Below are 19,921 nucleotides of genomic sequence, written 5' to 3'. Positions count from 1 at the left end.
GGGCCCGGAGCCCCGGGTCAGCGCAGCCGCGTGGGACCCAGGAACTCCCGGATGTACGCCCGGTGCCAGTGGGCGCCCGTGGCGCGGTGTTCCTCGCGGGTGGTGAAGCGGTAGCGGTAGAGGCGGGCCCGGACCAGGGCGGGCGGGGTGTCGGGGAAGGGGTTCGCGGCGAGGAGGCGCAGGGTGTCCCGGTCGCCCGCCAGCAGGCGTTCGACGAAACCGGGGAACCAGGAGCGGGCGTAGGCGGGGGAGAGGGCGGCGAACCACATCATCCAGTCCAGCCGCAGGTGGTACGGCGCGAACTGGCGCGGCAGCCTGCCCGGGGCACCCGGCTTCCCCTTGAACGCGTACTCCCGCCACACCGTCCCCTCCCCGGCCACCGCGTCCGCCGTCCCCTCGACGACGATCTCCTGGCGCACCCGGCTCACCGTGCCGAAGGCCCCGTAGGAGTTGACCAGGTGGAGCGGGTCCCAGGACCGGTTCATCGCCTGCCGGCGGGAGAGCAGATTGCGCGCCGGGCGCACGCTCAGGACGAGCAGCACGGCGGCCACCGCGCACACGGCGACCGCGTACCAGAGCGGGGCCTCGGGGAGCGCGGGCGACGCGACCAGGGGCGAGAAGTCCACGGCGGACAGGGCCAGGACCATCGTCAGCCAGTTCAGCCAGGCGAAGTTCCCCGAGAGCACCAGCCAGAGCTGCGTCACCACGATCAGCCCGGCGGCCACGCCCGCCACCGGCTGCGGGGTGAACAGCAGGAACGGGACGCCGAGCTGGACCACATGGTTGGCCGCCGCCTCGGCCCGGTGCACCGGCCGGGGCAGCAGATGGAAGAGGCGGCTGAGCGGGCCGGGCATCGGCTGGGTCTCGTGGTGGTGGTAGAGGCAGGTCAGATTCCGCCAGCAGCGGTCCCCGCGCAGCTTGATCAGCCCGGCGCCGAACTCCACCCGGAACAGCACCCAGCGCAGCAGCCACAGCACGATCACCGGCGGCGCGACGCGTTCGTTCCCCAGCCAGACCGCCAGGAACCCGGCCTCCAGGAGCAGGGACTCCCAGCCGAAGCCGTACCAGGTCTGGCCGACATTGACGATCGACAGGTACAGCACCCACAGCAGCGCCCACCAGGCCATCGCCACACCCAGCGGCAGGCGGTCGGCCGCGCCCGCCACCAGAGCCGCGGACAGCAGCACCCCGGCCCAGGCGACGAGGGCGAAGAAGCGGTCCGAGTAGTGCAGCCGGAAGAGCGTCGGCGCCGCGCGGGCCGGGTTCCGGCGCAGATGGGCGGGCACCGGGAGCATCCCGCGCTCCCCGATCAGGGCCCGGAACTGGAGGGCGGCGGCGAGGAAGGCGACCAGGTACACGGCGGCCAGCGCCCGCTGGAACACCAGCCGGCTCAGCCAGTAGGCGTCGTCACCGAACCACTCCATCCCTCCCAGTATCGCGGCGGCAGGCGGCCCGGGCGCCTCCCAACCCCGGGGGTCGGCTCCCGGTGCGACCGGTGGCCGGCGGCCCGGGGTGCGCGGTCCGGGCACGAGGGCCGGCGCGCCGCGCTCAGCCCGTGCCCGCCGCCACCGCCCGCCGCAGCCCCCGCGCCAGCAGCCCCGCGTAGCACCGCTGCGCGACCGGCACCACCGGCCCCGCGAGGCGGGTGTACCAGGCGGCGGGCCGGCTGAAGGCGGTCACCGTGAACCACACCGACCCGTCGCCCCGCAGTTCGAGGAGGAAGGACTCCTCGCCGCACTCGGGATGCCCGGTGAGCGTGCCGTACGCGAAACCCGTGCGGTCCGGCTCCTCCACCGTCCACAGCACCTCGCACGGCGCGGCCATCCGCAGCGGCCCGGCCCCCAGTGAGACCCGGACCCGGACTCCGGGCTCGGCCCGCCCGGCCGTGGCCGCCACCCGGGCCCCGGTGGCGCGGTGGGCGGCCCAGGTCATGACCCTCGTGCCCGCCGCCTCGAAGGCGGCCCGCCCGTGGCCGATCCACTCCGTGCGCCGCAGATGGTGGTAGCCCTCCGGCAGCGGCTCGTGGCGGGTGGCGCCCCGTTCCGGATAGGTCAGCACGAGGTCGGGCCCGGGCGCGCCACCGGTCGTACGGGGACGTGGACGCGGGCGGGGATTCGGTCGGGGATGCGGTCGGGCGTTCACGCGGGGGTCTCCTTCAGTCGTCGCCAGGCGAGCACCGAGCAGAGCGCGAAGCCCAGTGCGTTGCCGAGGCCGTGGGTGGCGGCCATCCAGGCCAGGTTCGGGTGGGGCAGTCCGGTCGCCTGGCCGACCGCCCAGCTCAGCGCGAGGAGCATGGTCGCGACCAGGACGGCCGCCGAGACGCCCAGCAGCCACCGGGTCACCCGGTCCCGCCCGCCGCCGCGCACATCGCGCCAGGTCACGAGGGCGACGGCCCACATCCCGGCGGTCAGCACCACGGCGCCGGCCAACTCGGCCCAGTCGTCCACGAAGTAGCCGACGAGGACGAGCAGGGTGCCGGCCGGGACGCTCAGCGCGCCGAAACGGGCGAGCCGGCCGCCGGACGCCCGGCACACCAGCCCGGCGACCAGCGCGGCGGCGAACCCCGCGTAGTGGAAGTGCGGCACGGTCAGCGCCAGGATCTCCAGGTCGAAGCCGAGGAGTTCGGTCCCGGACCGCTCCGCGAGAAGGGCCACGGCGGCGACCGACGGCGCCACGAGCGCGGTCAGCACCGCCGCCTCGGCCGGCCCCGGCGGCGTGCCCCGCCGCAGCAGCCGGCGCGGCGCCTCGCAGGCGAGCAGGACCGTGCCCGCCGCGTACACCCCGACGAGGGCGACCGCCGCCGTCCCGCGCGGCAGCCACAGACAGACCGAACCCGCCACCGCGAACAGGGGCCATGCCCGCCGAATGGCGGCCCCCGGCGCGGGTTCGATCAGCCGCAGCCCGGCCGGTACGACACAGAGCATGCCGAGCGCGACGATCAGGTTGACCAGTACGGACACCGGCTCCCACCCCCTGGATTGAACGTGTTCAACTCCCTGGCGGTGAGCCTACGCACTCGGTTGAACGCGTTCAAGTCGCGACTCGTCTGGCGATCCGTCAGAAATGAGAGGTCACCACGAGACAGCAAGCGCCGCCCGAGCGGAGCGCGACACAAGCGCGACACAGCAGAGTGGGAGAACCTGGTGCGTTCACCGATGTCACCGATGCCACCGATGTCACCGACCAAGGCCGAGTCGCCGAAGCCGTCGAAGCCGCTCAGGTCCCCGAAGCCGCTCAAGGCGCCGGTGCGCCGCCTGTCCGCGGCCGCCGCCGCGGTGTGCGTGGGCCTCCTGGCCGCCGGCTGCGGCGGGGCGGACGGCGCGGCGGGCCCGGAGGCGCTGCTCCTCCAGCCCCTCGCCGCACCCGGCCCCGACCCCTACACCCCCTCGACCGCCGTCTCCACCGCCGCCTTCGCGCCCCCGCCCGTCACCGCCGCCCCCCGCAGCCCCTCCGGCGGCGGGACCACCCTGCGGACCCTCTCCGGTGCCACCCCCGGTCTCTACGGCGGCATCCCCGAGACCGCCAGCTGCGACGTCCCGGCCCAGATCAAGCACCTCACCCGGCACAAGGACCGCACCCGCGCCTTCGCCGAGGCGGCCGGGGTCGGCAAGGGCGACGTCCCGGCGTTCCTGCGCGGCCTGACCCCCGTCGTGCTGCGCGCCGACACCCGGGTGACCGCCCACGGCTTCACCGACGGGAGGACCGCGGCACGGCAGGGCGTCCTCCAGGCCGGCACCGCGGTCCTCGTGGACCACTACGGCGCGCCCCGGGTGCGCTGCGCCGGCGGCAACCCGCTGAGCCCCCCGGTCGCCGCCAAGAGCGCGCCCGAGGCCCAGGGCACCCCCTGGACCGGGTACCGCGCGGACCGGGCGGTCGTCGTCAAACCGGCCGCGCAGGTGATCAACAACCTGGTGATCGTCAGCGTCACCGACAGCAGCTGGATCGAGCGCCCCTCCGGCACCCGGGGCGAGGAGGACGCCCGCCCCGAGGTGCTGCCACCCGTGGCCGCCGAGGAGGTCTTCTCCGACCTCAAGCGCACCGACGGCTCCGAGACGGGCGCCGACGCCGGTTCCGTCCCCTCGGGCACCACCGGCTCCGGCTCCGGGGTGCCGGGCGGCGCCTCGCAGGGCACCGCACCGGCCTCCGGCGGGACCGACCCCTACGGCTCCGCGCCCCGCCGGCCCGCCGAACCCGCCCCCGAACCGCCCGCCCCCCAGGAGGAGACCGCGCCCGAGCCGGCCCCCGTGGAGCCGGACGTTCCGCTGCCGGACGCGGGGGCCGACCCAGGGGCGGACACCGGGCCCGACGCGGGCCCGGACGCGGGCTCCGGCACCGGCCCCGACGCCGGGACCGGCGCCCTCACGGGGTGACGGCGATCCGGTCGTGGGATGGGGCGAATGATGGCAGAGTGGCTGCATGGCTGATCGGGCAGCGGGTGCCCTGTCGCTCCCCGACGACTGGCCGGCACACGCGGATGTGAGTCTGGGTCTCAATCGCATGGGCTGCTTCGACTGGGACCTCGGGACCGGTCTGATGCACCTCGACCCGATCGGTCTCGACGTCTTCGACATGCGTCCCGACGAGTACAGCGGCCGCCCCGAGTCGCTCTCCGCCCGGGTCCCCGCGGACGAGGCCATCCGCCTGGACACCCTCGTCACCCAGGCCCTCAAGCGCGGCGCCGAGCACTACGGCGCCTACTTCCGCGTCCGCCGCCGGGACGGCACCCTGCGCTGGACCCACACCCAGGCCTGCGTCCGCCGGGACGAGACCGGGCGCCCGGTCCGGATCATCGGGATCGTCCGCGACGCCACCCAGGAGATCGCCGACTCGGCGGCCCGGCTCGACCTCGACGAATCCCGCCGCATGCAGACCAGCGTCGTCGAGTCGACCACCGCCGCCCTCGCCCACGCGCGCACCGTCGAGGACGTCATCGAGCTGCTCAAGGACTCCGACGGCCTGGAGCTGCTGGGCGCCACCAGTCTCGTCATGGGCCTGCTGGAGGCGGGCCGCATCCACCTGGTCGCCGAGGGCCCGGAGGGCTCCTTCGTGCCGGGCACCCGCTGGACCCGCGTCGACGAGCAGTACCCGATGAGCGAGGTGGTGCGCACCCTCGCCCCCCGTTTCATCGAGTCCGAGGAGGACTTCGCCGCCTCCTACCCGGTCCTCTGGCCGCACATCAGCGGGCTCGGCATCTCGGCCGCCGCGTATCTACCGCTGATCGCCCAGGCCCGGCCGATCGGGGCGCTCGGCCTGCTCTACCGGGACAAGCAGGGCTTCACGCCCGACGAGCGCAATCTGCTGGTCGCCCTCGGCAGCAGCATCGCCCAGAGCCTGGCGCGGGCCGTGCTCTACGAGCAGGAGCACGACCTCGCCGAAGGGCTCCAGCAGGCGATGCTGCCCCGGCGCATCCCCGACGTGCCCGGCGCCCAGATCGCCGTGCGCTACCGCTCCGCCCGCCTCGGCCGCGACATCGGCGGCGACTGGTACGACATCATCGCCCTGCCCGGCGGCCGGGTCGGCGCGGTCATCGGCGACGTCCAAGGCCACGACACCCACGCCGCCGCCGTGATGGGCCAGCTCCGCATCGTGCTGCGGGCCTACGCCGCCGAGGGCCACACCCCGGCCACCGTGATGGCCCGCGCCTCGGTCTTCCTGCACGAACTCGACACCGACCGCTTCGCCACCTGCACGTACGCGGAGGCGGACCTGTCCACCGGCGTGGTCCAGATCGTCCGTGCCGGCCATGTCGACCCGCTGCTCCGCGACAAGGACGGCAGCTGCCGCAGGCTCCCGGTGCACGGCGGGCTGCCGCTCGGGCTGTCCGCCGAGTTCGGACGGCTGGAGTACCCCGTCAGCACCGTCGAACTCGACCCCGGCCAGACCCTCCTCCTCTACACCGACGGCCTGGTCGAGCAGCCCGGCGCCGACCTCGACGACGGCATGCAGCTGCTCACCGCCCTGGTCGACAGCGGCCCCCGCGACCTCCAGCTCCTCGCCGACCGGCTCTGCGAGGTCGTGGACGAACGCGGCGGGGACGACGACGTGGCCCTGCTCCTCCTGCGCCGCCGGGGCGCCGTCGCCCCGCAGGCCGGCGGCCGCCTCCAGCAGCACGTCGCCCAGAACGACCCCGAGGCGCTGCGCTCCTCCCGGCACATGGTCCGGGCCGCGGTCCGCGCCTGGGGGGCCGGGGACCGGGCCGACGAGATCGAACTCGCCGCCGACGAACTCATCACCAACGCCCTGATGCACACCGACGGCGGCGCGGTCGTCACCGCGCGGGTGCTCTCCGGTCCGGGACGTCGCCTGCGCGTGGAGGTCGAGGACCGCTCCAGCGCCCTGCCGCGCCGCCGGGACGCGGGGGAGTCCGGGGTCTCCGGGCGGGGCCTGATGCTGGTGGACCGGATCTCCGACGCCTGGGGCGTGGAGTCGCGCGGCAGCGGCAAGTGCGTGTGGTGCGAGTTCGCCATCCCGGACCGCGAGGCGCCCTGACGGGCCGTGCCGGGCGGCCGCCGGCGGTGTCAACCGGATGGTTGTTAACCGTACGTGAATGGACCGTACTTGACCGTAACCGACCGTAGGCGATTGACTCGTGCTCGCCGGGTCTCCGGACACCCCCGGCCTCCGTGACAGTGAGGACCACCGTGAGCACTGAGCTTCTCGCCCCGCTCGACCTGGCGTTCTGGCACCTGGAATCGGACGGCCATCCCATGCACCTCGGTGCCCTGGCGGTCTTCGACGCGGGCCCGGCCGGCCTCGCCCGTCCCGCCGCTCCCGAGCGCGACCTCCTCGCCCTGCTGGCCGCCCGCGCGGCCGCCGTCCCCCGGCTGCGGATGCGGGTGCGCGACGTCCTGCTGCCCGTCGGCGGCTCCGCGTGGAGCACCGACGGCGACTTCGACGTCCGGCGGCACGTCCACGAGGTGCGCCTGGACGGCGAGGACTTCGAGGCCGCCGCGACCGCCGCGGCGGGCGGGCTGATGGGGCGCCCCCTCGAACGGGGCCGCCCGCCCTGGGAGATGTATCTCCTCCGGTCCGCGGACGGGCGGCGCTTCGCCGTCCTCGTCAAGCTGCACCACGCCCTCGCGGACGGTATGCGCGCGGTGGCCATCGGCGCGGGGATCTTCGACGAGATCGCCGACGCCCGCACCACCGGCACCCGCCGCCCCCGCCCGGTGCCCCCGCGCTCCTGGTCGGCCGGACCGGGGCGGCTCGCGGGGTTCGCGCTGTCGCGGATGGAGGAGCTGGGCCGGGCGGTGGGCGTCGGGGCCTCCGTCGTCCGGGCCAGCCGGCTCGACCCGCGCGGGCCCCGGGCCCTGAGCGCCGCCCCCAGCGGCACCCGCCGGCTCGGCACCGCCGTGCTGCCCCTGGACGCGGTGCACGCCGTGCGGCGCGCGGCGGGCGGCACGGCCAACGACGTGCTGCTCGCGGTGGTCGCCGGCGGGCTCGGGCGCTGGCTGCGCGAACGCGGCGACGCGCTCCCGGGCGTCGGCCCGCGCGCCCTGGTGCCCGTCTCACGCCGCCGCCCCGGGGGCCCGCCCGGCTCGGGCAACAAGCTCTCCGCCTACCTCCTGGACCTGCCGGTCGCCGAACCCGACCCGCTGCTGCGGCTGCGCGCGGTGCGCGAGGCGATGGACCGCAACAAGGCGGCCGGGCCCGCACGGGGCGCGGGGGCGGTGGCCCTGCTCGCCGACCAGCTCCCGCCCCTGGCCCACCGCCTCGGCGCGTCGCTGGCGGGCGGGGCGGCCCGGATGCTGTTCGACGTCCTCGTCACCAGCGTCCCGCTCCCGCGCGCGGCCCTCTCCTTCGGCGGCTGCCCGCTGCACGCGCTGTACCCGATGGCCCCGCTCGCGCGGGGCCAGTCCCTCGCGATCGCCCTCACCACCCACGGCGGGCGCGTCCACGCGGGCCTGGTCGCCGACGGCGAGGCGGTCCCGGACGTGGACCGCCTGGCGGCGGCGCTGACCACGGAACTCGCCGCGCTGGGCGCGGCGGTCCACGCGGACGCACCACCCACCGCCCCGGCCGGGCCGGCCCCGGGATCCTCCGGCCGCCCCGTGCCGGCACCCCAGCGGTAGCCCGGGCCCACAAGGCCCGACGGGCCAGGCCCGCGGCGCCCTTGCCCGGCCGCACCCCGGTACCCGCGTGGCCGGGGCATCGGACCGGGCGGGCCGAGCCCGGCGTCGGCCGGGCGCCCCCGACCGCGCCCGCCCCGGCCGACGACCGCGCCCCCGCACCCCGGTAGCCCGGCACGAGAAGACGTGCCGCACACCGCGCGGGCCGCCGCGCCGTGCGGCAGGGTGGAGGCATGCCCGAGCTGCCCGAGGTCGAGGCCCTGCGGGGCTTTCTCGCCGACCGTCTGGACGGACGCTTCGTCGCCCGCGTCGTGCCCCTGGCCATCAGCGTGCTCAAGACCTACGACCCGCCCCTGAGCGCGATCGAGGGCGCCGAGGTCACCGGCGTCGAACGGCACGGGAAGTGGCTGGACATCGGGGCCGGCGGGCTCCATCTGGTGATCCATCTCGCCCGGGCCGGCTGGCTGCGCTGGAAGGACGAGTTCCCCGCGACACCCCCGCGCCCCGGCAAGGGCCCGCTCGCCCTGCGCACCGTGCTCGACGACGGCAGCGGCTTCGACCTCACCGAGGCGGGCACCACCAAGCGGCTCGCCGTCCACCTGGTCCGGGACGTGGCCGATGTGCCGCAGATCGCCTCCCTCGGCCCGGACCCGCTCGCGGACGACTTCGGACCCGACGCCTTCCGCCGGGTCCTCGCGGGGGAGAAGCGGCAGCTCAAGGGCGCGCTGCGGGACCAGAGCATGATCGCCGGAATCGGCAACGCCTACAGCGACGAGATCCTGCACGCGGCCCGGATGTCCCCGTTCAAGCCGGTCAAGAACCTGGACGAGGCCGAGACCGCCGCCCTCTACGAGGCGATGCGGACCACCCTCCGGGACGCCGTCGAGCGCTCGCGCGGGGTCGCGGCGGGCAGCCTCAAGTCCGAGAAGAAGAGCGGACTGCGGGTCCACGGCCGCACCGGGCAGCCCTGTCCCGTGTGCGGGGACACCGTGCGGGAGGTCTCGTTCAGCGACTCGTCCCTCCAGTACTGCCCGACCTGCCAGACCGGGGGCAAGCCGCTCGCGGACCGCAGGCTCTCCCGCCTGCTGAAGTGACACCGGGGCAGGGGGCCACGCCCGGTCAGTCGCCGATGGACAGCAGCCGTTCCCCGTTCTGCCCCCGGACCTCCCAGCGCCCGATCTCGCCCGGGTGCAGGACCGTTCCGCCCTGGAGGTCCAGCGGACCGGCCTTCTCGCCCGTCGCCTCCCCGACCCCGTAGCCCTCCGCCGGAACCCACCAGCTCATCACCGGATGCTCCGTCCCGTCCTTGCCGATCGCAACGAGCCGGCAGGTCCGCGGCCCCGGCAGCGCGCTGAGCCGCATGGCGACGGACGTCCCCCAGCCGTGGTCCTGGAGGGCGACGGAGGCCCGCACCCCGGAGACCGGGTCGGTCGCCACCACCCGCTGCACGGCCACCGGCCCGGAGTCCTGCGTCACGGCGACCCCGACCGGCAGTCCCACGATCAGCGCCGCCGCCACCGCGACCAGCCGCAGCCGCCGTCTGCTCTCCCGGCGGCGCCGGACCCGGACATGGTCGGTGAGGCGGTCCAGGAGCTGCGGCGCGGGCGTCACCAGCTCGCGCGAGGGGCCCGCGAGATCCTCCACGGCCCTCGCCACGGCGGTGAACTCGGTCAGCCGGACCGCGCACATCACGCACTCCGCGAGATGGTCCTCGAAGCGGAACGCGTCACCAGGTTCCAGGACGCCCAGCGCATACGCTGCCACATCGCCGTGCGGCTGCTGGGGGGTCATCGGCACTCCTCGGGCGCTGGTGTTACGGGCGGTCACCCTGGAATACGCAGCGCACGGGGACTCTGCTCAACCGCTTGGTCACGGTAAGGACGCGATCGCAAACGGGCCCCCGCCCGTGCGCCCGCCGGGGTGTCTAGACTCCGCTGCATGCTGCGCGTACTGGCCGTCGACGACGAGAAACCGGCGCTGGAGGAGCTGCTCTACCTCCTGCGCGCGGACCCCCGGATCCGCAGCGCCGAGGGCGCCACCGACGCCACGGAGGCGCTCCGCCGGATCGGGCGCGCCCTGGACGCGGGGCCGGACGGGGAGGAGGCGGTCGACGTCGTCTTCCTCGACATCCACATGGCCGGGCTCACCGGACTGGACGTGGCCCGGCTCCTCGCCGGGTTCGCCCGCCCGCCCCAGATCGTGTTCGTCACCGCGCACGAGGGCTTCGCCGTGCAGGCGTTCGACCTCAAGGCGGTGGACTACGTCCTCAAGCCGGTCCGCCGGGAACGCCTCGCCGAGGCGGTGCGCCGGGTCCGGGAACTGGTCCTCGCCCAGCGGGAGACCCGGGACGGGGCACGGCAGCCGGACCCGGTCCCCGGCGCCAGGACCGCCGGGCCGCCGGTGGTGCCCGGACCGGGCAGCGACCAGATACCCGTCGAACTGGGCGGGGTGACCCGGTTCGTCCCGGTGGACGACATCGCCTATGTCGAGGCGCAGGGCGACTACGCGCGCCTGCACACGGACGAGGGCAGCCATCTGGTGCGCATCCCGCTGTCCACGCTGGAGGAGCGCTGGGCCTCGCGCGGTTTCGTGCGCATCCACCGCAGCCATCTGGTGGCCCTCGCCCGGATCGACGAACTCCGGCTGGACGCCGGGGCGACGAGCGTACGGGTCGGCTCGGCGGAGCTGGCGGTGAGCCGCCGGCACGCCCGCCAGCTCCGCGATCTGCTGATGGCACCGCGCGGCGGCAAGTCGGCGGGCCCGGCGGGCGGCGGCCCGCGCGCCTGACCGGCCCCCGGCGGGCGCCCGTCCTGACTGCCCCGCGCCTGACCTGCCTCGGGCGCGCGCAGCCGGGCGCTGCGTGCCCGAAGTCCCACCGCGCGCAGCCGCCTCACCGCCCCGCCGCGCACCCGAAGCCCGGCCGACGCCCGGTTCCGGCCGCGCGGACCGGGCCGACGACCCCCGCGAGCCGGCCCACCGGCCGCTCGGCGTGCCCGGGCGCCGTTCGTCCGGCCCCGGAGCCCGCCCGGCCCCTGCGCAGGACGCCCGGCGGTGCGGGGCCCGTCACCGCCGGTCTCTACCGTCGGTAATCGCCGCTGCGTAGACTCCCCTTCTCCCGGGGGCCTGTTCCCCCGGGGGCCCGGTGTGCCGGGCCCGAGCCGACCGACGAAGAGACGCTGGAGCGGACGCCGATGTCTGCAGAGCACCCCCCGCGCCGCGAGGTGGTCACCGGTGTGCCCCGCGGCACCCGGCGCCCGCCCGGCCACGCCCCGGCACGCCACGAGATCAGCGAGCAGACCACCCTCGGCACCACCTATGTGCGGTCCCTCATGCGCAGCCAGCTGCGGGCCGCGCTCTGGACCCTCGGAATGCTGGCCCTGCTCGTCGGCACCCTGCCGCTGCTCTTCGCGCTGCCCGCCGCCCTCGGCGGCCGCCTCGACTCCCCGGCGCCCCTCGTCTGGGGCGCCCTCGGCTTCGGCGTCTACCCCGTGATGTGGCTCCTCGCCCGCTGGTACGTGCGCCGCGCGGAACGCAACGAACGGGACTTCACCCGGCTGGTCGAGGGCCGCTGACCGTGAACCAGACCTACGCGGTGGCCGCCGTCACCGCCGTGGTGCTCGCCACGGTCCTCATCGGCGCCCTGGGCCTGCGGATATCCCGGACCACCTCCGACTTCTACGTCGCCTCCCGCACCGTCAAGCCCGGTCTCAACGCGGCCGCCATCAGCGGCGAGTACCTCTCCGCCGCCTCCTTCCTCGGCATCGCCGGGCTGGTCCTCCTCCAGGGGCCGGACATGCTCTGGTACCCGGTCGGCTACACCGCCGGATACCTCGTCCTGCTCGTCCTGGTCGCGGCCCCGCTGCGCCGCTCGGGCGCGTACACTCTCTCCGACTTCGCCGAGGCCCGGCTGGAGTCCGCCGCCGTGCGCCGGCTCGCCAGCCTCTTCGTCGTCGGGATCGCCTGGCTGTATCTGCTGCCGCAGCTCCAGGGCGCGGGCCTCACCCTGGAGATCCTGACCGGGGCGCCCGACTGGCTGGGGTCGCTGGTGGTCGCGGTGGTCGTCACCGGGGCGGTCGCGGCCGGCGGGATGCGCAGCATCACCTTCGTCCAGGCGTTCCAGTACTGGCTGAAGCTCACCGCCCTGCTGGTGCCCGCCCTCTTCCTGGTCGCCGCCTGGGTGGGCGACGACGCCCCGCGCGCCCGGTTCGACGCGCCGGCCGTGCTGCGCGAGCACACCGACGTCCGGGTCGGCGACACCGTCCGCGTCGAACTGGACCGGCCGCTCACCCTCACCGTCTCCGGCACCGTCGACGGCGTCCGCCACCAGGGGGAGCGGGTGACCCTGGGGGAGGGGCCGCACCGGATCGAGGCGGGTGCCGAACTGGGCCTGCCCAAGGGCGCGGAGGTCCCGGAACGGGCGGCCTCCGGCGCCGACCCGGTGAGCTGGTCGCAGCCGCTGTCCGGCGGTCGGGACGGCTCCCAGCTGTACGCCACCTACGGGCTCATCCTGGCGACCTTCCTCGGCACCATGGGGCTCCCGCATGTCGCCGTCCGCTTCTACACCAGCCCCAACGGGCGGGCGGCCCGGCGCACCACCCTGGTCGTCCTCGGCCTGATCGGCGCCTTCTACCTGCTGCCCCCGGTCTTCGGCGCCCTCGGCCGGATCTACGCCCCCGAGCTGGCCCTCACCGGCGCGGCGGACGCGGCGGTCCTGGTGCTGCCGGACCGGGTGATCGGCGGGCTCGCGGGCGATCTCCTCGGCGCGCTGCTGGCGGGCGGGGCCTTCGCCGCGTTCCTGTCGACGGCGTCCGGGCTGACCATGTCCGTCGCGGGCACCCTCACCCAGGACGTGCTGCCCTCGCGCGGGGTGCGCCACTTCCGGCTGGCGACCGTGGTCGCGATGGCGGTCCCGCTGGCCCTGGCCGTGGTCACGGGGGACGTACCGGTGGCGGACGCGGTGGGGCTCGCCTTCGCCGTCTCCGCCTCCTCGTTCTGCCCGCTGCTGGTGCTCGGGATCTGGTGGAGGGGGCTGACCCCGCCGGGCGCGGCGGCGGGCCTGATCACGGGCGGCGGCGCGGCCCTGACGGCGGTCATGGCGACGCGCGCCGGGCTGGCCCCGGAGGGCTGGGGGCACACCCTGATGGCCTGGCCGGCGGTGTGGTCGGTGCCGCTGGGCTTTCTGACCATGGTGGTCGTCTCCCTGGCGACCGCCCGCCACATCCCGCCCGGCGCGGCCGCCACCCTGGCGCGGCTGCACCTCCCGGAGGACCTGGCCGGCGGCGGCCGCACCGACGGGCGCACGGAGGACACGCGGGGCGAGGCGGCGCGGGGCGAGAGAGCGGCGGACCGGGTGACGAGGGGCGGGGGCCGGTGAACGGAGCACAGGCCGTGGTGGCGGTCCTGATCGCGGCCCTGCTGCTGGGCGTCGGCTTCGCCCTCGGCAGGTTCGCGGGCCGGCGGGCCGCCCGCCCCGACCTCGACCTCGGCACCCCGGTGGAGCTGGCCACCTTCCACACCCTGCACACGGCTTCCCTCGCCGCACCCCCGCTGCGGGCCGGGCTCACCGAGGACACCGCCCGCAAGGCCGCCCGCCGGCTGCGGTCCCTGCTGGGCACCGAGGCGCTCTGCCTCACCGACCGGGACGGCGTGCTCGCCTGGGACGGGCCGGGCGACGACCACCACCGCGAGCAGGTGATGGCGAAGGTCGCCGAGGTCCTGGAGTCGGGCCGGGGCCGCAGCGTCCACTCCGAGTGCGCGGACGTGGAGTGCCCGCTGCGCTGGGTGGTGATCGCCCCGCTGACCGGCGAGGAGGGGGTGCTCGGCACCCTGGTGGCCTACGGCTCCCGGGAGTCCGCGGTGCTGGTGCGGGCGGCGACGGAAGTCGCGCGCTGGGTCTCCGTCCAGCTGGAACTGGCGGAACTGGACCGCTCGCGGACCCGGCTGATCGAGGCGGAGATCCGCGCGCTGCGGGCCCAGATCTCCCCGCACTTCATCTTCAACTCGCTGGCCGCCATCGCCTCCTTCGTGCGCACCGACCCGGAACGCGCACGGGAACTGCTGCTGGAGTTCGCCGACTTCACCCGCTACTCGTTCCGCCGGCACGGCGAGTTCACCCAGCTCGCGGACGAACTGCGCTGCATCGAGCAGTACCTCGCCCTGGCCGGCGCCCGGTTCGGTGACCGGCTGAAGGTCACCCTCCAGGTGGCTCCCGAGGTCCTGCCCGTGACCCTGCCCTTCCTCTGCCTCCAGCCGCTGGTCGAGAACGCGGTCAAGCACGGGCTGGAGGACTCCCGTTCCGAGTGCCGGGTCACCATCGCCGCCCAGGACGCGGGCGCCGAGGCCATGGTGACCATCGAGGACGACGGGGTGGGCATGGACCCGGACGCCCTGCGGGCGATCCTCGCGGGGGAGGCGGGGGCCTCCTCGGGCATCGGCCTGCTCAATGTCGACGAACGGCTGCGGCAGGTGTACGGCGACGACCACGGGCTGGTCATCGAGACGGCCGTCGGCGCCGGAATGAAGATCACCGTCCGGGTGCCCAAGTACCGGGCGGGCGTGCACTCCTCGGCGGGCGGACGCGGCATGCGCTGAGCCACGGCGCGGTCGCGCGGGCACGGGCCCGCGCCGGACGGGCGGGCGGGCTCACGGCGCGCCGGATGGGCGGACGGGCGCACGGTGCGCCGGGCGGGCGGTTCAGCGGTCCGGCGTCACCACAGGTGCAGTGCGAGATGTGCGAGCGGGAGCCCCAGGTGCCGGACCGGTGTCCACACCCGCTGGCCCTCGTCCACCGGCGGGACGCCGGGCGTGAGGGGCGTCAGGCCGTCCAGGTCGGCCGCGTGCACCTCGGTGGTGCGCAGCCACTCCCAGGCGGCGACGGCGAGCGCCAGGTCTGGGTCCGGGGCGCCGTCCCGTTCGTGGCCGGCCCGGTCGGCGAGTTCCCGGGCGACCCAGAGGGGCCACGGGCGGCCGTGCGCGGTGTGCTCGATCCAGCCGTCGATCCCCGCGTCGATCCGCTCGTCGGGCCACGGCCCGGCCGCGGCGGGGGAGGGGAGGCCCGCCCGGCCGCTCAGATGGATCGTCAGCGCCAGGCAGCGGTGACCGGCCCGGAACTCGATGGTTCCGGGCCCCACGAGCCCGGCCGCGCGCAGGATCTCCCCGGCCGTGTACTCCGCGCAGAGCCACGCCATCGGGACGGCGAGTCCAGGCCCGCCCGTGCCGCCCGGTCTTCCCAACCGCATGGTCCTCACCGTCCTCCGGTCGCGCCTGTGCCGTGGGCCCCGGTTCCGGTACGGACCGGAGCCGGCAGGCCGTGCCCGCGGGGGGCCGGGGCCCGAGCACGAGCCTCCCCCTTCCGGTACGGCGAGGTGTCCCGTTCGGCTCAACTCCGGCGTGACGTTCGGCATGCCGGGCGGCCCGGGCCGTGGTCGGAGTGGCGCCGGGTCCCCCCTGTGGCCTTCGGGGCGGTGGTGACCGGACGCCGGCTGTACCCGGGCAGGCAGCGGGCGAGCGCGCGGAGCGCGTAGTGCGAGCGCGACTTGACGGTCCCGGGCGGGATGCCCAGCACCTCGGCGGCCTCGTTGACGCTCAGGCCGTGGAAGTAGATCTGCACCAGCACCGCCCGGTGCTCGGGGCTGAGCGACCCGACGGCGGCCCGTACGTCGAGCGCGGCGACCGCGGACTCGGTGAGGTCGAGCGGGTCGGGGGTGGTGGCGAGGACGCCGTCGCCGATCTCGGCCGGCCGGGCCAGTCGTGAGCGACGGGCGTCGATGGCGAGCCGCCGTCCGACCGTGAACAGCCAGGGCCGCATCGACTCATAGGGCGCGTCGAACGCCTCGGGGTGCTGCCACGCCCGCACCAGGGTCTCCTGGAGCAGGTCCTCGGCGCGCTGCTGGTCGCCGTAGGTGAGTCCGAGCAGGAAGCTCAGCAGGGCGGGGCCGTGTTCGCGCTGGAGCTCCGCCATGGCCCGTTCGTCGGTCGTCGCGGTCGCCGTCGCCATTCGCCAACACCCTTTCACCCGTCGCCGCTGTCCCGTGGCGTATACGAACGCATCCGCGCACCCCGCGACAGTCGCCGGACGGCGGGCGTCGGCGAACGGTCGCTCCGAGCGGCGAGTGGTGCGGTGAGCGGTCGGCCGGACCCGCCGGTGCCCACCCGGTCCGCGGTGCCGCCATGGCGGGTCCGTTCCGGCGACTCACCGCTGCGTCGCTTGACTCACCCCCGCCCTCCCCTGTGTCGTCAAAAAGTCCCAAAAGCTGTAAATCGTATAATTCGGAGGATGCTGTGATGCCACGGACGACGCCGGCCCCCCGGCACCCCCGGCGACCCGGCCGTACCGCCCTCGCCTGCGCCCTCCTGCTCCTCACCGGCGCGGCGGCGTGCGCCGGCCCCGGGCACCCGCCCCGGGCCACCGGGACCGCCACCGCCGGCTCGACCCCGGCCGCCGGCTCCACCCCCGCCCAGCGTCCCTTCACCCTGGTCGCCAGCGGTGACGTCCTGCCCCATGACTCGGTGATCGCCCAGGCCGCCGCCGACGCGGCCGGCAAGGGCTACGACTTCCGCCCCATGCTGGCCGGGGTCGCCCCCGTGGTCTCCCGCGCCGACCTGGCGATCTGCCATATGGAGACGGTCTACGGCGCGGACGGCGACTACAGCGGCTACCCGTCCTTCAAGTCCCCGCCCGAGGTCGCCCGCGCCCTCGCCGACACCGGCTACGACTCCTGCTCCACGGCCTCCAACCACACCCTGGACGACGGCGCCGCCGGTATCGCCCGCACCCTGGACGCCCTCGACGCGGCGGGCGTCCGGCACGCCGGCTCGGCCCGCAGCGAGGCCGAGTCCCGCCGCCCCGCCCTGCTCAGCGCCGGCGGCGCCACCGTCGCCCAACTCGCCTACACCTACGGCACCAACGACATCCCCGTCCCCGCCGGCCGCCCCTGGAGCGTCGCCCTCATCGACGAGCAGCGCATCCTCGACGACGCCCGCCGCGCCCGGCGGGAGGGCGCCGACATCGTCGTGGTCAGCCTCCACTGGGGCACCGAGTGGCAGACGGAACCCGACGAGCGCCAGCTCTCCCTGGGCCGCTCCCTGACCGCCTCCACCACCGGCGGCCGCCCCGACATCGACCTGATCCTCGGCACCCACGCCCATGTCCCGCAGGCGTACGAGAAGGTCAACGGCACCTGGATCGCGTACGGCATGGGCGACCAGATCGCCGGCGCGATGATCAACTACGACGGTGCCCACGACCCGCGCGGCAACCAGGGCACCCTCGCCCGCTTCACCTTCTCGCCCCCGACCGCACGCGGCGGACGCTGGGAGGTCACCCGCGCCGAGTACGTGCCGCAGTGGATGGACACCGTCGCCGGCCGGGTCGTCACCCTGCCCGCCGCCCTCGACGCCAACCCCGGCCGGGCCGACTACCGCACCGCCCTCGCCCAGATCGACGCCGCCGCCCTCGGCCGGGGCGCCCAGCGCGACGGCCTGGTGCGAGGCCGCTAGCGCGTGCCCGCCCCGGTCACGGGACCACGGTCACCGGCCAGCGCCCCGCCTTGACCAGCCGGACCGCGACCGAGCCGACGATCCGGTGCCCCGCCGACTCGGAGGCGCCCACCACCACGGCGTCCGCCTTCAGTTCGCCGGCCGCCGCGACCAGCCCCGTGAACGGGTCCCCACGGAGGGTGTGGAACTCCCAGCGCACGTCCCAGATGCCCTGCACCCGCTCCGCCGCCGCACGGATCTCCGCCGCCAGCTCCTCGGCGGTCTCCCCGGTGGTGACGGCCCCCGGCGCGCCCAGCGCCGCCCCCGCCGGCATCACCGGCTGCACGTAGACGATGGCGAGCAGTGCCCCCTGCCGGCGCGCGAGGCCGCTCGCGTAGGCGGCGGCCCGCATCGAGGAGTCGGACCCGTCCAGGCCGACGACGATCACCTTCGGACCGTCGGTGCCCCGTTCGAAGCGCTGGGCCGGTTGCCGCGTCACACCGGTGAGGTTATCGGGCCGGCCCCCGGCGCGGTGCGCGGTCGTGCCCCGTCGGCGGCGTGGACGGCGGCGCCGCCGTTGCTCCCATCGGGTCGAATCCGCCGCCCGCCCGTGTCGGTCGGCCGCGGCGGCCCCCGCGCGTGCGAGCAGTGGGCCATGAAAAAGGATGAGCTGCACGTCCCGCGCCGCTCGGCGCTCCGGCTGGCCGCCGCGCTCGGCGGGGCCGCGATCGTCGGCGGGCTCTTCGCCGCCGAGAGCGGTGGCGGTCCCGAGCGGGCGCTGAGACCGTCCGAGCCGCCGTCCCCGGCGCCCCCGGCCCAGGGTCCGGGGGCCGCCGCGGCCCCGCCCCCGCGGGCGTCCTCGTACCGCTTGCAGCCGATGACCGCGCAGGCCCCCGTCGCCCGCCGCGCGGCACCGCCCGTGCGCACCCGCCCGTTCCTCGAACTGCCCGCCGAGGGCCGGACGATGGTGCTCACCTTCGACGACGGCCCCGACCCCCGCTACACCCCGGGCGTCCTGAAAACCCTGCGCGAGCACGAGGTGCGGGCGATGTTCTTCGTCTGCGGCGAGATGGCGGACTACAACCCCGACCTGCTGCGCGAGATGTCCGACGACGGTCATGTGATCGGCAACCACACCTGGTCGCACCCGCTGGTGCCCGGTCTGGCCCCGTCCTCGATCCGCCGGGAGCTGGGCCGCACCAGCGATGTCGTGGAGAAGGCGGTCGGCGCGCCGCCGCTCTGGTACCGGGCGCCCTACGGGGCGTGGAACCGGCACTCGTTCGAGATCGGCGCCGAACTGGGGATGGAACCGCTCGCCTGGACCGTGGACACCCTCGACTGGACCGAGCCCGGCACCAACACGATCGTCCGCCGGGTCCTGGACGGCGCGGCCCCCGGCGTCGTCGTCCTCTCCCACGACGCGGGCGGGGACCGCTCCCAGAGCGTCGCCGCCCTGCGCCGCTATCTGCCCCGGCTGATCGACGAGGGCTACGACATCACCGTCCCGCACCGCTGACCCGGGGGCCGGCGGTGCGGGACGGTGGCGACGGGGGAGCGGCGGCGGGGGCGGTCGCCGGGCCCCCGGCCGCGGTCAGCGGGTCTTGACCATCCGGGCGAAGACCACCACGTTGCCGTCGTAGCCGTCGGCCTTCGAGTAGCCCCCGCCGCAGGTGATGACCCGGAGTTCCGGCTGCCCGGTGTCGCCGTAGACGCGCACACCGGGGAAGTCGTTCTTGGAGAACACCTCCACGCCGTACACCTCGAAGACCGCGGTCCGCCCGTCGAGCCGCGGCACCTCCACCAGCTGGCCCTTCTCGACCGAGCCCAGCCCGTAGAAGACGGCGGGCCCGGATTGGTTGTCGACATGGCCGACGATCACGGAGGTGCCGCGCTGGCCCGGGGCGACGCCGTTCTGGAACCAGCCGGCCAGATTGGGGTCCTGCGGGGGCGGCGCCGCGATCCACCCCTTGTCGTCCAGGCCCACGTCCATGATCGGCGCGTTGACCTTGATCGACGGGATGCGCACCGTGGCGGGCGGTGCGTACGGCAGCGGCTCCAGCGGCACCGGCAGGAAGGTTTCTCCCGTGCCATTGCTCCGGGAGGCCGCCGCGGCGGGCTGCGGCGGGCCCATGCCGACGTCCGCGCCGTTCTTCATCAGGGCGATTCCGCTGAGCATGACGAGTGCCAGGATCCCCCACGGCGACGGGCGCGGTACCCGCCGGCCGAAGGTGTCCCGTTCGGTTCTCCCCTTATTGCGCATGCAGGCACGCTAAGTGCGCCTCCCCCGGGCGGCGATCAGGGAAGGGCGAACGGGTGGCCGGGGCCAGTCGGGGTGACCCATCCGGGTAATCGGACAATCGACTGCTGACAGTCTG

The 19,921-nt window shown here is 75.5% G+C and carries 18 protein-coding genes; 10 read left to right on the top strand and 8 right to left on the bottom strand.

The features are described 5' to 3' along the window. Positions 1 to 17: 17 nt before the first annotated feature. The 3 genes from ABZ457_RS15575 to ABZ457_RS15565 all read right to left on the bottom strand — a co-directional run bounded on the left by ABZ457_RS15575 (position 18) and on the right by ABZ457_RS15565 (position 2,960). Positions 18 to 1,424: a lipase maturation factor family protein gene (locus tag ABZ457_RS15575; protein ID WP_359158037.1), complete on the bottom strand. Its 1,407-nt coding sequence runs from the start codon at positions 1,422 to 1,424 to the stop codon at positions 18 to 20. A gap of 124 nt (positions 1,425 to 1,548) precedes the next feature. After that, positions 1,549 to 2,058, bottom strand: coding sequence for a DUF1990 domain-containing protein (locus ABZ457_RS15570; RefSeq protein WP_359158036.1), 510 nt, complete (start codon positions 2,056 to 2,058; stop codon positions 1,549 to 1,551). 80 nt (positions 2,059 to 2,138) lie between these two features. After that, complete coding sequence (locus ABZ457_RS15565; protein ID WP_359158034.1) at positions 2,139 to 2,960, bottom strand: YndJ family protein; 822 nt, start codon at positions 2,958 to 2,960, stop codon at positions 2,139 to 2,141. Positions 2,961 to 3,173: 213 nt separating this feature from the next. On the opposite strand from ABZ457_RS15565, the gene ABZ457_RS15560 reads away from it, so the two are divergent. From ABZ457_RS15560 to ABZ457_RS15545, 4 genes are all read left to right on the top strand, one after another. Next, the gene (locus tag ABZ457_RS15560) at positions 3,174 to 4,370 is read left to right on the top strand and encodes a DUF6777 domain-containing protein (RefSeq protein WP_359158033.1); all 1,197 of its coding nucleotides are present in this window, start codon (positions 3,174 to 3,176) and stop codon (positions 4,368 to 4,370) included. Positions 4,371 to 4,416: 46 nt separating this feature from the next. Continuing rightward, positions 4,417 to 6,489, top strand: a complete 2,073-nt coding sequence (locus ABZ457_RS15555) for a SpoIIE family protein phosphatase (protein ID WP_359158032.1) — start codon at positions 4,417 to 4,419, stop codon at positions 6,487 to 6,489. Positions 6,490 to 6,641: 152 nt separating this feature from the next. Beyond that, on the top strand, positions 6,642 to 8,072 hold the full coding sequence (locus tag ABZ457_RS15550; protein ID WP_359158031.1) for a wax ester/triacylglycerol synthase family O-acyltransferase: 1,431 nt from the start codon (positions 6,642 to 6,644) through the stop codon (positions 8,070 to 8,072). A 230-nt stretch (positions 8,073 to 8,302) separates the two neighbouring features. After that, positions 8,303 to 9,163 carry a DNA-formamidopyrimidine glycosylase family protein gene (locus tag ABZ457_RS15545; RefSeq protein WP_359158029.1) on the top strand — a complete coding sequence of 287 codons (861 nt, stop codon included), beginning with the start codon at positions 8,303 to 8,305 and terminating at the stop codon, positions 9,161 to 9,163. Positions 9,164 to 9,188: 25 nt separating this feature from the next. Here ABZ457_RS15545 and ABZ457_RS15540 read toward each other — a convergent pair whose 3' ends face one another. Then, positions 9,189 to 9,860 carry a hypothetical protein gene (locus ABZ457_RS15540; RefSeq protein WP_359158028.1) on the bottom strand — a complete coding sequence of 224 codons (672 nt, stop codon included), beginning with the start codon at positions 9,858 to 9,860 and terminating at the stop codon, positions 9,189 to 9,191. Positions 9,861 to 10,007: 147 nt separating this feature from the next. Between ABZ457_RS15540 and ABZ457_RS15535 the strand changes: the two genes are divergently transcribed. The 4 genes from ABZ457_RS15535 to ABZ457_RS15520 all read left to right on the top strand — a co-directional run bounded on the left by ABZ457_RS15535 (position 10,008) and on the right by ABZ457_RS15520 (position 14,660). Further along, positions 10,008 to 10,856, top strand: a complete 849-nt coding sequence (locus tag ABZ457_RS15535; RefSeq protein WP_359158027.1) for a LytTR family DNA-binding domain-containing protein — start codon at positions 10,008 to 10,010, stop codon at positions 10,854 to 10,856. A 404-nt stretch (positions 10,857 to 11,260) separates the two neighbouring features. After that, on the top strand, positions 11,261 to 11,641 hold the full coding sequence (locus ABZ457_RS15530) for a membrane protein (RefSeq protein WP_020610319.1): 381 nt from the start codon (positions 11,261 to 11,263) through the stop codon (positions 11,639 to 11,641). Between the two features lie 2 nt (positions 11,642 to 11,643). After that, the gene (locus tag ABZ457_RS15525; RefSeq protein ID WP_359158026.1) at positions 11,644 to 13,443 is read left to right on the top strand and encodes a cation acetate symporter; all 1,800 of its coding nucleotides are present in this window, start codon (positions 11,644 to 11,646) and stop codon (positions 13,441 to 13,443) included. Then, entirely contained in the window at positions 13,440 to 14,660 is a 1,221-nt protein-coding gene (locus ABZ457_RS15520) for a histidine kinase (RefSeq protein ID WP_359158025.1), read from the top strand. Before ABZ457_RS15525 ends, ABZ457_RS15520 begins: the two co-directional genes overlap by 4 nt. Before the next feature lie 116 nt (positions 14,661 to 14,776). Here ABZ457_RS15520 and ABZ457_RS15515 read toward each other — a convergent pair whose 3' ends face one another. Further along, positions 14,777 to 15,307 (bottom strand): hypothetical protein, encoded by a 531-nt coding sequence (locus tag ABZ457_RS15515; protein WP_359158024.1) that lies wholly within the window; start codon positions 15,305 to 15,307, stop codon positions 14,777 to 14,779. A gap of 140 nt (positions 15,308 to 15,447) precedes the next feature. Beyond that, on the bottom strand, positions 15,448 to 16,065 hold the full coding sequence (locus ABZ457_RS15510) for a sigma-70 family RNA polymerase sigma factor (RefSeq protein ID WP_359158023.1): 618 nt from the start codon (positions 16,063 to 16,065) through the stop codon (positions 15,448 to 15,450). 287 nt (positions 16,066 to 16,352) lie between these two features. Between ABZ457_RS15510 and ABZ457_RS15505 the strand changes: the two genes are divergently transcribed. Continuing rightward, complete coding sequence (locus ABZ457_RS15505) at positions 16,353 to 17,567, top strand: CapA family protein (RefSeq protein WP_359158022.1); 1,215 nt, start codon at positions 16,353 to 16,355, stop codon at positions 17,565 to 17,567. 16 nt (positions 17,568 to 17,583) lie between these two features. Here ABZ457_RS15505 and ABZ457_RS15500 read toward each other — a convergent pair whose 3' ends face one another. Next, positions 17,584 to 18,045, bottom strand: a complete 462-nt coding sequence (locus tag ABZ457_RS15500) for a universal stress protein (RefSeq protein ID WP_359158021.1) — start codon at positions 18,043 to 18,045, stop codon at positions 17,584 to 17,586. 156 nt (positions 18,046 to 18,201) lie between these two features. Between ABZ457_RS15500 and ABZ457_RS15495 the strand changes: the two genes are divergently transcribed. Further along, complete coding sequence (locus tag ABZ457_RS15495; RefSeq protein ID WP_359158020.1) at positions 18,202 to 19,062, top strand: polysaccharide deacetylase family protein; 861 nt, start codon at positions 18,202 to 18,204, stop codon at positions 19,060 to 19,062. A 75-nt stretch (positions 19,063 to 19,137) separates the two neighbouring features. On the opposite strand, the gene ABZ457_RS15490 is transcribed toward ABZ457_RS15495, so the two are convergent. Then, positions 19,138 to 19,806 carry a class F sortase gene (locus tag ABZ457_RS15490; RefSeq protein ID WP_359158018.1) on the bottom strand — a complete coding sequence of 223 codons (669 nt, stop codon included), beginning with the start codon at positions 19,804 to 19,806 and terminating at the stop codon, positions 19,138 to 19,140. Positions 19,807 to 19,921 lie beyond the last annotated feature (115 nt).

The organism is Streptomyces sp. NPDC005805, assembly GCF_040630445.1.
Taxonomy (GTDB): Bacteria; Actinomycetota; Actinomycetes; order Streptomycetales; family Streptomycetaceae; genus Streptomyces.
This window is presented reverse-complemented; position numbering and strand designations above follow the sequence as displayed.